9 protein-coding genes and 3 tRNA genes are annotated in these 12971 nt (G+C 68.6%); 6 read left to right on the top strand and 6 right to left on the bottom strand.

Translation table 11 applies throughout. The features are described from left to right. Positions 1 to 7: 7 nt before the first annotated feature. The 5 genes from AB7F93_RS04710 to gltX form a co-directional block, all read right to left on the bottom strand. Positions 8 to 817 carry a citryl-CoA lyase gene (locus tag AB7F93_RS04710; protein WP_428301728.1) on the bottom strand — a complete coding sequence of 270 codons (810 nt, stop codon included), beginning with the start codon at positions 815 to 817 and terminating at the stop codon, positions 8 to 10. After that, positions 814 to 2709, bottom strand: a complete 1896-nt coding sequence (locus tag AB7F93_RS04705) for a thiamine pyrophosphate-binding protein (RefSeq protein ID WP_428301727.1) — start codon at positions 2707 to 2709, stop codon at positions 814 to 816. Before AB7F93_RS04705 ends, AB7F93_RS04710 begins: the two co-directional genes overlap by 4 nt. 791 nt (positions 2710 to 3500) lie before the next feature. After that, positions 3501 to 3576 (bottom strand) — tRNA-Glu (locus tag AB7F93_RS04700). A gap of 44 nt (positions 3577 to 3620) precedes the next feature. After that, positions 3621 to 3696: transfer RNA gene (locus AB7F93_RS04695), tRNA-Ala, on the bottom strand. Between the two features lie 41 nt (positions 3697 to 3737). Beyond that, complete coding sequence (gene gltX, locus AB7F93_RS04690; RefSeq protein WP_428301726.1) at positions 3738 to 5153, bottom strand: glutamate--tRNA ligase; 1416 nt, start codon at positions 5151 to 5153, stop codon at positions 3738 to 3740. A gap of 146 nt (positions 5154 to 5299) precedes the next feature. Here gltX and AB7F93_RS04685 point away from each other — a divergent pair. The 6 genes from AB7F93_RS04685 (at position 5300) to AB7F93_RS04660 (ending at position 11785) form a co-directional block, all read left to right on the top strand. Beyond that, a tRNA-Val gene (locus AB7F93_RS04685) sits at positions 5300 to 5374 on the top strand. 122 nt (positions 5375 to 5496) lie between these two features. Then, positions 5497 to 6567, top strand: a complete 1071-nt coding sequence (locus AB7F93_RS04680) for a 3-deoxy-7-phosphoheptulonate synthase (protein ID WP_428301816.1) — start codon at positions 5497 to 5499, stop codon at positions 6565 to 6567. A gap of 203 nt (positions 6568 to 6770) precedes the next feature. Further along, positions 6771 to 7040 (top strand): FeoA family protein, encoded by a 270-nt coding sequence (locus AB7F93_RS04675; RefSeq protein WP_428301725.1) that lies wholly within the window; start codon positions 6771 to 6773, stop codon positions 7038 to 7040. Then, a complete protein-coding gene (gene feoB / locus AB7F93_RS04670) occupies positions 7037 to 8923 on the top strand; it encodes a ferrous iron transporter B (RefSeq protein WP_428301724.1) in 1887 nt (628 codons plus the stop codon). Before AB7F93_RS04675 ends, feoB begins: the two co-directional genes overlap by 4 nt. A 91-nt stretch (positions 8924 to 9014) precedes the next feature. Then, a complete protein-coding gene (locus tag AB7F93_RS04665) occupies positions 9015 to 10520 on the top strand; it encodes a 4-hydroxyphenylacetate 3-hydroxylase family protein (RefSeq protein ID WP_428301723.1) in 1506 nt (501 codons plus the stop codon). Between the two features lie 71 nt (positions 10521 to 10591). Further along, on the top strand, positions 10592 to 11785 hold the full coding sequence (locus AB7F93_RS04660; protein WP_428301722.1) for an acyl-CoA dehydrogenase family protein: 1194 nt from the start codon (positions 10592 to 10594) through the stop codon (positions 11783 to 11785). A 154-nt stretch (positions 11786 to 11939) separates the two neighbouring features. Here AB7F93_RS04660 and dusA read toward each other — a convergent pair whose 3' ends face one another. Then, positions 11940 to 12962 carry a tRNA dihydrouridine(20/20a) synthase DusA gene (gene dusA, locus AB7F93_RS04655; RefSeq protein ID WP_428301721.1) on the bottom strand — a complete coding sequence of 341 codons (1023 nt, stop codon included), beginning with the start codon at positions 12960 to 12962 and terminating at the stop codon, positions 11940 to 11942. Positions 12963 to 12971: the final 9 nt, after the last annotated feature.

Raw genomic sequence — 12971 nt, 5'->3', positions numbered from 1 at the left:
GTCCCCGTCACGGGTTATCGGCGCGTGCCCCGACGTACTTGACCGCGCCGTGAAAGAACGGAAAGCGCTTGAAGCCGGAGTGCTTCTGCTCCAGCGCGTGAGCTGCGGCGCCGGGCAGGCGCAGCAACAGGTAGAGCATTTCGCCCTGGTCGGCGTCGAGGCCCATGTCCCGACAAGCCGCCGCGGCGACGCCGGACATGGCGAGCGGTGCCTTGGCGACGGCTTCCAGCGTGAGTCGGTGTTCGGCTAGCCAGGGCAGGTGCGGGCCCGCCGCAAGCGCAGCAAGTGCCTGCAATGTTTGCAGTACCGGTGTGGCGCAACCTACGCCATGTGGATCGAACCCCGGCGCATGTTCCATTGGGGTCCAGATGTCTGCGCGCTGTGGCTTGGGCGGGTCATTGAAGAATGTCTGCCAGGCCGCGATATCGCAGCCGAACTGCTCCCATGCTTCCAGCGCCACCCGCACCTCGTGGCCGCCGCCGAGGTTGCCGGCACCGACGCCGAGCGCCGCCATCAACATGGCGGCCGCCGGTGAGCCGCCGACGCCGGCGCACATGGCGGCATGCACGCTTGCCTCGCGCGGGCCGGGGTTGGCGAGCGCGATCGCGAGCCGCTCCAGCAACTGCGCTTGCATGGGCGTCGGGCGTTCCCCCACTAACAGCAGATATAGGTATTCGATGAAGCTTGCCTTGTGCAGCAGGTCGCCGTATACGTCGTACCCGCGGCAATGGCAGGCGACGGCCGCGAACGGGTTGTCGGCCTCGGCGGTCTCTTCCCAGATGCGGGTGTGGATGACCTCTTTGGGGGGAGTGGTCAATGTCCGACACCCAGGGACTTCATCCGCTGTTTGATCGGCGGCACCGCATCGCGGTCGATCCGCACGTCTATCACGGCCGGTTCCCCGCGCTGCCAGAGGCCATGCCAGTCAATATCTTGCAGATCCTGTGGCGTTCGAACGACGTAGCCTTTGACGCCCATCGCTTTGGCCATGAGGGCAAAGTCGACCTCAGGCAACTCCCAGCCGATCTGCTCTGCACCGCCCAGCACCTGCCCATGCCGGATGGTGCCGAGCGCGGAATCGTTCAGCACGACGAAAAACACCGGCAGCCGATGTTCGGCCGCGACGGTGATTTCCTGGCTGTTCATGAGCATGCTGCCGTCACCGGTCAGGCACACCACCGGCGTGTCGCGGCGGGCGCAAGCGGCCCCCAGGGTGTGGCCGATGGCCCAGCCCATACAGCTGAATTCCATCGAGGTTCGGACCAGTCCGGCGGCTTCTTTCCGGCGGTCTGCCATGCGCTGCGCGGCCGCGGGCGCGGCCGCGGATTGCAGCGCGCCGCTGGCCGCGCGCCGTTCGGCGACGCGCCGGTCCGGAATGTGGAGGTAGTGCAACGCCCAGCCTTTGGCCGCGGTGCCGTCCGTGATGTAACGGGTGCCGGCTGGCAGCAGTGCCGGCAGATCGCGCATCAACCGCTGTGGCTTGATCGGCGTCGCATCGGAGTGCCACTCGGCCGGGTCGTCCAAGGTGCAATTCGGGAGCGGGTGTACGGGTTTATCGGCGATGAGGTGCAGGGTGGGCTTGACCGCTTTGGGGGGCGCGACGCTGCCCCTGCGCGCCCCTGCCGCATCTCCGGTGAGCGCATCGATACGCTCAAACACCGCGCCTGGATCGCCGAGCACATGAAGCCGGGCCATGGCCGAATTGCGGAAATTCTCCGGATTGCTGTCCACATGGATCAGGCGGGGGTTCAGCAGCGCAGTGCGGTCCCAACCTGCCGTAGCCCATTCGCCAAGACTGCACCCTATAGCCACGACGCAATCGACCGCCGGGTCCGCGAGAACCTGTTCGGCACTTTGGTGCCCAGATAAACCGAAAACGCCCCGGAAACACGGGTGAAACGAGCTGACAAAGCCTTTCGAATGGGGAGTGACGAGTACCGGCGCCTGCAGCGCCATGGCGAGGGCCAGGACGCGGCCGCACGCCCCACGGGCGCCCTCGCCGATCAAGAACACCGGCTGGCGGGCGTTTAGCAGCGTCTGCGCCAGGGCTGCCGTGGCGTCCTCATCGATGCCGGGGCGGCTGCGCAAGATGGCGTTCAGATCGACCGCGCGATCGACGTCGATGCGGGTGCGCATCACATCCAGCGGCACCGCCAGGTGGCTTGGACCATGGGGATCACGGGCCGTGTTGAGGACGGCGGCGATCAGCTTGTTTTCGAGTTGCTTCGGGTGTGACACCAGCGTGTTGTAGCGGGTGCAGTGCTGGTACATGCCCACTGTGTCGATGGCAGTGTCGCTGCATTCCTGCATGGCGCCACGGCCGAAGGTTTCCAGCCGCGTCTGGGCGGTGATGGCGAGTACCGGGTTGCGGTTGTGATAAGCCGCGGCGACGCCGGTAATCATGTTGGTGGCGCCAGGCCCGGTAGTGGCGAAGCACACGCCGAGCTTGCCGGTTTCCCGCGCGTAACCGTCGGCCATGAAGGCCGCGCCGGCCTCGTGCCGGGCGACGATCAGCTCCGGCCCGCCGCGGCGCATGTCGCGCGCGAGGGCGTTCACCAGCGGCTCGATGGCCCCGCCCAGCACGCCGAAGACGTACTCGACGCCGATCTGGCGCAGGTAGTGGACGATCAGTTCACCCCCTTCAAGGGTGGTCTCGGCCTCGGCCTGCGGCGTTGCAAGTGGCGACTGGGGGGGATTCGTCGGGCGCATGTCTACCTTCCTCGTTGACACGTGCAGGGCTGTGGAGAGGCGACCGTAACGGTCACCGAGAACTGTGCGGCGTCCTTTGGGACGCTTCGAAGCCAATCCTGGCTTGGGTTTGAGGACCGGCTGTGTTTGATTCGCGGGCTGCGGTGGCGGCCAAGCCATCCCGTGCTGAGCGGGCCGGCGCGCCTGGGCCGGGCGTATGCCGAGCGCGGGAGCCGTTTACCGGGGGAATGCGGGGAGCGCGCTGATGTCGGTGCTCGGGCAGGGCCCGGCTTCGTGCCGCAACCGCTTGGTCGATCCCTTGTTCCGGTTGCGCCCATGAGCGTTTTTCGGCGCGGTCTATCGAGTCGAGACGGATGCCTCGTTGGCGTCGGGACAGCATGGCTAAACGCGAATCAAAGTGATCCACGCCAAAAGACCTATTGGCCGCCAGCAACTGGTCGTCCCCACGCATCTGGCCCCTCCCTGCGGCGCCTCACGGTTTGCGTGAGACACCATATATTAAATTTTGCTAATACGTTTGACTCGTTAGGGTTGAACGCTCATTTTTTTGTTCAGCTTTGCCCAGCTTTTTTGCTGTCTTCGATGAGACGGTAGGGCAGGACGTAGACGACGCCTGGAACCATGGACAGCCCCGGGTGTGCCCGCCGCGCCGCATTGCTACGGCGCAGGGCCGACGGTAGGGGGTTCTGGCGCTTGAGTTCGCCGGGGGGCAAGCATCGAAGCCCGGATTGCTCCGGGGATCGCTGGCGTCGGTCGGCGTGCTGGCCGGCCAAGCGCGCGATTTGCATGAATGGCGTCCCCAAGGGGATTCGAACCCCTGTTGCCGCCGTGAAAGGGCAGTGTCCTAGGCCTCTAGACGATGGGGACTTGCAGATCGATCGGGCGGGCTCGCGCCCGCCGCGCGGGGGATTTGGTGGAGCCAGGCGGGATCGAACCGCCGACCTCAACACTGCCAGTGTTGCGCTCTCCCAGCTGAGCTATGGCCCCATGCAAGGGGCGCGAACTTTACTGATCCGGCCGGCGCAGTGTCAAGCGCCGGCTTGGCTTTGCAGCCACTGCACGGCGCGTTCAAGCCGCCCGAGCACCCGGCCGCGGCCGATCAGTTGCAGCGTCACGTCGATGGCAGGCGACACGGCGTTGCCGCACAGGGCGACGCGCAGCGGCTGGGCGAGCTGACCGAACTTGAGGCCGTGCTGCGCTGCGACCTCTTCCACCACGGCGTGCAGCGCCGGCGCTTGCCAGTCGGCGAGCTGCTCAAGGCGCGTGTGCAGGCCGATCAGCGGTTCGAGAACAGCGGCGCTGAAGTGCTTGGCCACGGCCGCGGGGTCGTAGCCATCGAACTCGCGATAGAACAACAGCGCCTTGTCGGCCATCTCGACCAGCGTCTTGCACCGCTCGCGCAGCGCCACGACCACCGCGGGCAGCGGTGGGCCATCCAGCGCCGGATCGACGCCGTGGCGGCCGATGAAGGGGCTGAGGTGGCGGGCGATATGGTCCGGGTCGGCGGTCTTCAGGTAATGCTGGTTCAGCCACAGCAGCTTTTCAGGATTCACCGCCGCCGCGGCGCGGTTGACCTGCTCCACGTCGAACTTCGTCACCAGCTCGTCGAGCGAGAACACTTCCTGGTCGCCGTGCGACCAGCCCAGGCGCACCAGGTAATTCAGCAGCGCCTCGGGCAGGATGCCGTCGTCGCGGTACTGCAGCACGCTGACCGCGCCGTGGCGCTTCGACAGCCGCGCGCCGTCCGGACCCAGGATCATCGGCACGTGCGCGTACTGCGGCAGCGGCGCGCCGAGCGCGCGCAGGATGTTGATCTGCCGGGGCGTGTTGTTGAGGTGGTCGTCGCCGCGGATGACGCAGCTCACGCCCATGTCCATGTCGTCCACCACCACGGTGAAGTTGTAGGTGGGCGTGCCGTCGCTGCGCGCGAGCACCAGGTCGTCGAGTTCGGTGTTGCTGAAGGCGACGCGGCCGCGGATGAGGTCGTCCACCACCACGTCGCCGTCCTGCGGATTCCGAAAGCGGACCACCGACGGCGGGTTGCCCGCCGGCGGCGCGGCGAGATTCCGGCAGCGGCCGTCGTAGCGCGGCTTTTCCTTGCGCGCGAGCTGCGCCTCGCGCCGGGCGGCGAGATCGTCGGGCGTGCAGTAGCAGCGGTAGGCGTGGCCGGCGTCGAGCAGGTGATCCAGCACCTGCCGGTACCGGTCGAAGCGCTGGGTCTGGTAGAACGGCCCCTCGTCGTAGTTGAGACCGAGCCAGGCCATGCCTTCCAGGATGGCGTTGACCGATTCCTCGGTGGAGCGCTCGCGGTCGGTGTCCTCGATGCGCAGGATGAACGTGCCGCCGTGGTGGCGCGCGTGCAGCCAGGCGAACAGCGCCGTGCGCGCGCCGCCGATGTGCAGGTAGCCGGTGGGACTTGGGGCGAAGCGGCTGCGAACGGTCATGCGTAAGCCGGGACGAAGCGGGCGGGGCGGGTATTGTAGCGACGCCGATTCGCAAGCCCGCCGTTGCAGGCGCGGCGTTTGACCCTGCCCGGGGCGCCGCCTAGAATGCGCGGCCCGCCAGGCATACCCGGGCGGGACACCCCCCGGGGCGATTAGCTCAGCGGTAGAGCACTACCTTCACACGGTAGGGGTCGCTGGTTCGATCCCAGCATCGCCCACCAGTCTTCGAACAAAACGCCCGGGCCCTGCCGGGCGTTTTGCGTTTCGGGCCGGCCAAGCCGCGCCGCGACCCAGTCGCTACAATCCGCACCCCGTTTCGATCTGCCGCCAGGCCGTGCCGCCCATGGACAAGCTGACCAATATCAACGTCGTCGAGCAGCAGCTCATGCCGACCCCGGCCGAGGTGCGCGGGCGCCTGCCACTGACGCCGGCCGCCGAGCGCGCGGTGCTGGAAGGTCGCGCCGCGGTCGAGGCGATTCTCGATCGGCGCGACCCGCGCCGCTTTGTGGTGGTCGGTCCGTGCTCGATTCACGACCTCGACGCTGCCCGCGACTACGCGCGCCGTCTGCACGCGCTCTCGCAGGAGGTCAAGGACACGCTGCTCATCATCATGCGCGTGTACTTCGAGAAGCCGCGCACGTCGACCGGCTGGAAGGGCCTCATCAACGACCCGCGCATGGACGATTCCTTCCACATCGAGGAAGGTGTCATCAAGGCGCGCGAGCTGCTGCTGGAACTCGCCGAGATGGGCCTGCCAGCCGGCACCGAGGCGCTCGACCCGATCATGCCGCAGTACCTGCATGACCTCATTACCTGGACCGCCATCGGCGCCCGCACTACCGAGTCCCAGACGCACCGCGAGATGTCGAGTGGGCTGTCGACCGCGGTCGGTTTCAAGAACGGCACCGACGGCGGCATTGATGTCGCCGTCAACGCCATGAAGTCGGCGGCGAGCCCGCACAGTTTTCTCGGCATCAACCTGCAGGGTCAGTCGGCGGTGATCCGCACCCGCGGAAATCCGCACGGGCACCTGGTGCTGCGCGGGGGCCACGACCGGCCGAATTACGACTCCGTGGCCGTGGCGCTGTGCGAGCAGGCGCTCGCCAAGGCGAAGCTGCCACAGAACATCGTGGTCGATTGCAGCCACGCCAACTGCAACAAGCAGCCCGAGCTGCAGGCGCTGGTGCTGGAAAACTGCGTCAACCAGATGCTGGAAGGCAACCGCTCCATCGTCGGCCTGATGCTGGAGAGCAACCTCGAAGCCGGCAACCAGCCGATCCCGGCGGACCTCTCGCAGCTGCGGTACGGCGTGTCGGTAACGGACCCATGCATCGACTGGCCGACCACCGAGTCGCTGCTGCGTGGCATGCACGGCAAGCTGCTGCCGCTGGTGCGCGCCGCCAAGGTAGCCTGAGTCGATCGACACCGGGCGCGTGGCTTGCTGCCGGTCAATGTCGGCAAGCCGTGGCGCCGGATCATCCGAGCCCTCGATGTGCCCGTTTCGCCGCAGACCGACGTGCGGCGCGACGGGCGTTCCTGATAATCGTTATCATTAAGGCGCTGCGTCCATCCGGATGCGGCGCGGTTGCCCTTGGGTTGTGCCACACCGAATCGGTCATGACAGATAACGCGCGCGTGTTGCCGCCAGCGACGCTGGACCGGCAGGAACTGCACCGGCCGCTGCTGGTGGTAGACGTGCGGGTGCCGGAGGCCATGCCGGAGTGGCGCCGCTGGCTGGAGGAGATCGGTTTCATTCCCGGCGAGCCGGTGTGCCTGCTGGCGCGCGCGCTGCCGGGCGGCGATCCGCTGGTGGTGCGCATCGGCAGCTCCACGTTTGCGCTGCGCCGGGCCGAGGCCGCCTGCGTGCTGGTCGAGACCGCGGCGTGAACCGCGAGGCGGTCATCCACTTCCAGCGCGCGGAGCCGCTGGTGGCGCTGCTCGGCAACCCCAACTGCGGCAAGACGGCGCTGTTCAACCTGCTGACCGGCAGCCGCCAGAAGGTGGCCAACTACGCCGGCGTGACGGTGGAGCGCAAGGAAGGCCGCTTCACCTCCGCCGGCAAGGACGTGCGCGTGCTGGACCTGCCGGGCGCCTATAGCCTGCACCCGCGCTCGCCCGACGAGCGGGTAACGGCTGACGTGCTGCTCGGCCGCGCCGCGGGCGAGAAGCGGCCGGATCTCGTGGTCTGCGTGGTCGACGCCACGAACCTGCGGCGCAACCTGCGCCTGGTGCTGGCCGCCAAGCGCCTGCGCCTGCCGTGCGTGGTGGCGCTGAACATGATGGACCTGGCCGCCCGGCGTGGGCTGAAGATCGACCCCAGCGCGCTGTCGCGCGAACTCGGCGTGCCGGTCATCCCGACCGTGGCGGTGAAGAGCGACGGTGCGGTGGATTTGCGCGAGCTGCTGGGCGATCCCGCGACCTGGCCCCGGCACGACTACGCCGGCGAGATTGAAGCCGGCGCGGAAGCCGACCCGCGCGGCGACCACGCCGCCGTGCGCGCCATCCTGGAGCGCTTGGGTCTCGACGAGGCCGTGCCGCACCTGGCCAGCGACCGCATCGACCGCGTGGTGCTGCACCCCGTGTTCGGCCCGCTGCTGCTGACGGCGGTGCTGTTTCTGGTGTTCCAGGCCGTGTTCGCCTGGGCCGAGGCGCCGATGGGCTGGATCGAGGCCGCCACTGCCTCAGCCGGCAACTTTGTGACCGCGCTGCTGCCGGACAACTGGCTGCGCAGCCTGCTGGTGGACGGCGTCATCGCCGGTGCAGGCGGGGTGCTGGTGTTCCTGCCGCAGATCGTGATTCTGTTTTTCTTCATCCTGGTGCTGGAGGAATCCGGCTACCTGCCGCGGGCGGCGTTTCTGCTGGACCGGCTGATGGGCGGCGTCGGCCTGTCGGGCCGCTCGTTCATCCCGCTGCTGTCGAGCTTTGCCTGCGCCATCCCGGGCATCATGGCCGCGCGCACCATCGCCAACCCGCGCGACCGGCTGGTGACCATCCTGATCGCGCCGCTGATGACCTGCTCGGCGCGCCTTCCCGTGTACGCGCTGCTGATCGGCGCCTTCATCCCGCGGCGGCAGGTGTGGGGTGGGCTGGAGTTGCAGGGTCTGGTGCTGCTGGCGCTGTACGTGGCCGGGATTGCCGGCGCGCTGGCGGTGGCCTGGGTGCTCAAGCGCCTCACGGCCCGGCGCCAGGTGCGCACGCTGATGATGGAACTGCCCATGTACCACCTGCCGGCGCTGCGCAACGTGGCGATTGGCCTATGGCAGCGGGTGGCGATTTTCGTGCGCCGGGTGGGCGGCATCATCCTCGTGCTGACGGTGGCGATGTGGTTTCTGGCCAGCTTCCCGGCGCCGCCGCCGGGCGCGACCGGACCCGCCATCGAGTACAGCCTGGCCGGCATTCTCGGCCGGTGGCTCGCGGTGATCTTCGAGCCGATCGGCTTCAACTGGCAGATCAGCATCGCGCTGGTGCCGGGTCTCGCGGCGCGCGAGGTGGCGGTCGGTGCGCTCGGCACCGTCTACGCGCTGTCGGCCACCGGCGAGGACACCGCCGGCGCGCTCGCGCCGCTGATCGCGCAGGACTGGGGTCTCGCCACCGCGCTGTCGCTGCTGGTCTGGTACGTGTTCGCGCCGCAGTGCCTGAGCACGCTGGCCGTGATCCGCCGCGAGACCGGCGGCTGGCGCTGGGCGGCGCTGACGGCGGGTTACCTGTTCGCGCTCGCGTACCTGGCGTCGTTCATCACCTACCGCGCGGCGCTGGCGCTCGGCGCCTGACGCCCGCGCCGCTTGCCGGCTGTCGCACGGCGGGCTAAAACGGCTCCCGAACCATCACCACGATGGTCGATAACACGGGGAGGAGCCGTTCATGGGTATCAGGACAGGCGCGCAGTACATCGCGAGCCTCAAGGACGACCGGGCGCTGTACATCGCCGGCCAGCGCGTGGGAGATGTCACCCAGTACGCGCCGCTCGCCGGCATCCTCGCCAGCATCGGCGAGCACTACGACGCCTTCCACCGGCCGGACCTGCAAGCCGACTACACCTACGCGTCGCCCAAGGACGGCCGGCCGGTCAGCAATTCCTTCCTGCCCGCGCGCACCTGGGATGAGGTGCAGCAGCGCCTGCGTGGCGAGTCGCTGCGCAAGGAAGCGACCTACGGCCTGATGGGCCGCCTGCCGGATTTCATGAACGCCTTCGTCACCGACGCGGCGGTGATCGCCCCGCACGTGCTGGGGCACAGGGACAAGGCGTTTGCCGACAACGCCATCCGCTACTGGGAATACTGCCGCGACGAGGACATCTGCCTCACCCACACGCTGGTCGATCCCAAGCGCGATTACGGCAAGGACCTGTCCGCGCAGCGGGCGCTGAAAGTGGTGCGCGAGACCGACGCCGGCATCGTCGTCAGCGGCGCGCGCATGCTGTCCACGCTGGCGCCGGTCAGCAACGAGATCTGGGTCGGTCCGTTCATGCCGCGCCGGCCGGGCGAGGAGGACTACGCGCTCTGCTTCGCCGTGCCGGTGGCAACGCCGGGCCTGAAGTTCATCGCCCGCGAGAGCTACGCCCGCGGTGGCAGCCGCTACGACCGCCCGCTCGCCGAGCGTTTCGACGAGGGCGACGCGCTGGCCGTGTTCGAGGACGTGCTGGTGCCCTGGGAGCGGGTCTTCATCTACCGCGACATCGTCGCCTACAACATGATGGCGCCGAGCTTTCCGGGCTACCTGCTGCTGCAGGCCAACGCCCGCGGGCGCGCCAAGCTGCGCTTCATGACCGGGCTCGCCTGCAAGATGGCGGACGTGTTGGGGCGCAGTGCGCTGCCGCGCTACCAGGAGCTGCTGGGCGAGTTCCTGGCGCTGAACGAGATCGCCGACGGCCTGGTCGAGGCGAGCGCCCGGGAGCTCGTGGTCCACGCGCAGGAAGAGTTCGCCAAGCAGACCGACCCCGGCTTCGTGCTGGAGGACGTGGCGCGCGAGACGGCCTCGCTGTTTGCCTCGCCAAGCCGCGGCATGGTCGGCATCTCGATGCTGCGGTTCTTCCTGCCCGAGGTGAACACCAAGGTCAACGAGCTGATCCGCCTGATGGGCAGTTCGAGCCTGGTGATGACCGCAACCGCGGCCGATTTCGACAACCCGGCCACCGCCGGCGACCTCGAACAGTTCCTCGGCAACGAGCAGGCCAGCGCCCGCGAGCGGGTGCAGGTGATGAAGCTCGCCTGGGACGCCGTGGCCGGCGAGTTCGGCGGCCGGCAGGAGATCTACGAGATCTTCTTTGCCGGCGACCCGTTCCTGTCGCGCCAGCTGCACTACTTCACGCCCCGCCGCGGCCAATACCAGGCCATGGTCGACCGGCTGCTGCGCGAGAGCGGCGCCTGAGCGGCCGCCGGTCGGGCGCTTTATCGATTCAACTTTCGGCCGCCGGTACGGCGGCCCGCACGGAGACTTGCATGTCCAATTCCCCCATCCCGAGCGCCGAGGAACTCGTCGGCCGCGCCCGTGATCTCGCCCCGGTGATCGCCAAACGCGCGCTCGACTGCGAGCGCCTGGGCCGCCTGCCGGACGCGAGCTTTGCCGAGTTCCGCGACGCCGGCTTCTTCCGCATCCTGCAGCCGAAGCGCTTTGGCGGCTACGAGCACGACATGTACACGCTGCTCGAAGTCACGCGCGAGATCGGCCGCAGCGGCTGTTGTTCCAGCGCCTGGGTGCTGGCCATCCTGGCGATCCACAATTTTTATCTGGGCTACTTCCCGCCGCAGGCGCAGCAGGACATCTGGGGCGAGGACGACAACACGCAGACCTGCACGCCGTTCGTGCCGTCCGGCACGGTCACGCAGGTGGCGGGCGGCATCGAGATTCGCGACGGCCGCTGGCCGTTTGCGAGCGGCTGCGATCACGCGCGCTTCGCGCTGGTCGGCGTGCTGGTGCCGGACGCGGCCGGCGGCCCGCCGGAGTACTTCCAGTGCGTGGTGCCGCAGGGCGATTACCGCATTCACCACGACAGCTGGGACGTGGTGGCGCTCAAGGGCACCGGCAGCAAGGACATCAGCATCGAGCACTGCTTCGTGCCGACGCACCGCATGTTCTCGCTGACCAAGGTGTCGCAGGACATCGCGCCGGGGCGCGAGATCAACTCAGGTCCGCTGTACCGGCAGCCGTTTTTTCCGGCCTCGGTGTGCTCACTGATCGCGCCCGCCTGGGGCGCCGCGCAGGCCGCGCTCGACGGCTTCGAAGAGCGCATGAAGTCGCGCATGATGGTGTTCGGCGGCGGCAAGCAGGGCGAGAAATCGACCGCGCTGCTGCGGCTGGTGGAAGCATCCGCCGAGATCGACGCCGCCGGCTTGCTGCTGAAGCGCAACTGCGACGCCTTCAAGGAGCTCGCTGTCGCCGGCCAGCCGACCACCAAGTCACTGCGCGCCCGCCCGCTGTTCGAGGGCGCCTATGCCACCACGCTGCTGACGCGCGCGGTCGAGCGCCTGATCGTGGCCAGCGGCGGCAGCGCCCTGCACGAGGGCAACGTCATCCAGCGCTGCTGGCGCGACGTGCACGCCGTCAACAGCCACGCCGGCATGAACCTCGACAACATGGGCGAGCTGTACGGCCAGATTCGCCTGGGGCAGGACATCGAGCACGGCCTGATCTGAGGCGCGGCTACATCGGCCTCCTTGTGGGAGGCCCGCCCCCGGGGCCGAATCGTGTGGGCAGAACCATTCGCGGCGAGGGCGCCGCTCCCACGGGGCGCCGAATACGGTGCGGAGCCTGCTGTGGGAGGCCCGCCCTCGGGCCGAAGGATTTGCCTCAGGCGGCCGGCGCCCGCGCCGGCTCGCCGTGCTCCAGCACGTGCCGCGCGGCGGCGCGCACGCGCTCCAGATCGCGCGCCGCGTCCGGCGTGCTCAGCGTGCGCCGCCATGCGCGCGCGCCGGGCTCGCCCTGGAACAGCCCGAGCAATGGCCGCACCAATGCCGTGATCGGCGTGCCGGCGGCGAGCTCGCGGTCCATGTACTCGACATACTGTGAGAGCACCTGCGCGCGCTCGGGTAGCGGCGTGGCAGCGCCAAAGACGCGCCGGTCTACATCCGCCAGCAGCCAGGGCGAGTGATACGCCGCGCGGCCGATCATCACGCCGTCCACGTGCCGGAGGTGCGCCAGCGCCTGGTCGAGATCGGTAACGCCGCCGTTGATGACGATTTCGAGTTCCGGCCGCAGGCGCTTCAGGCGATACACCGTTTCGTACCGCAGCGGCGGAATCTCGCGGTTCTCCCGCGGCGACAGCCCATCCAGCCAGGCCTTGCGCGCGTGCACGGTGAAGTGCCGGGCGCCGGCCGCGGCGACAATATCGACAAAGTCGAACAAATCCTCGTCGCGGTCCGTGCGGTCGATACCGATGCGGCATTTCACCGTCACGGGCACCGCGACTGCCGCCTGCATGGCCGCCACGCAGTCGCCGACCAGCGCGGGTTCCGCCATCAGGCACGCTCCGAAGCGGCCGGACTGCACCCGGTCCGACGGGCAGCCGACGTTGAGGTTGATCTCGTCATAGCCGAAGTCCACCCCGATGCGCGCCGCCTGCGCCAACTGCGCGGGGTCACTGCCGCCCAGTTGCAGCGCAACCGGGTGCTCGGCCGGGCTGTAGGCGAGCAGGTAATCCGGGTCGCCGCGCAGCAGCGCCTGGGCGGTGACCATCTCCGTGTACAGCAGCGTGCAGCGCGAAATCAGCCGATGCAGAAACCGCGCGTGGCGGTCGGTCCAGTCCATCATCGGCGCTACGGACAGACGGCGCGACAGCGGGGCGGGGGAGGGTGAGGCGCAGGCGGCGTTCATGGCGCGGCA

Origin of the sequence: Immundisolibacter sp. (assembly GCF_050250495.1) — a bacterium.
Classification (GTDB): Bacteria; Pseudomonadota; Gammaproteobacteria; order Immundisolibacterales; family Immundisolibacteraceae; genus Immundisolibacter.
Note: the sequence above shows the minus strand (reverse complement) of the source record. Positions and strands in the feature narration are given on the sequence as shown.

Bases quoted from the DNA above. Each gene is read 5' to 3' on its own strand.
- gltX (WP_428301726.1), bottom strand. From the start codon at position 5,153: ATGACCGTTCGCAGCCGCTTCGCCCCAAGTCCCACCGGCTACCTGCAC.
- dusA (WP_428301721.1), bottom strand. From the start codon at position 12,962: ATGAACGCCGCCTGCGCCTCACCCTCCCCCGCCCCGCTGTCGCGCCGT.
- AB7F93_RS04665 (WP_428301723.1), top strand. From the start codon at position 9,015: ATGGGTATCAGGACAGGCGCGCAGTACATCGCGAGCCTCAAGGACGAC.
- AB7F93_RS04705 (WP_428301727.1), bottom strand. From the start codon at position 2,709: ATGCGCCCGACGAATCCCCCCCAGTCGCCACTTGCAACGCCGCAGGCC.
- AB7F93_RS04660 (WP_428301722.1), top strand. From the start codon at position 10,592: ATGTCCAATTCCCCCATCCCGAGCGCCGAGGAACTCGTCGGCCGCGCC.
- AB7F93_RS04675 (WP_428301725.1), top strand. From the start codon at position 6,771: ATGACAGATAACGCGCGCGTGTTGCCGCCAGCGACGCTGGACCGGCAG.
- AB7F93_RS04680 (WP_428301816.1), top strand. From the start codon at position 5,497: ATGGACAAGCTGACCAATATCAACGTCGTCGAGCAGCAGCTCATGCCG.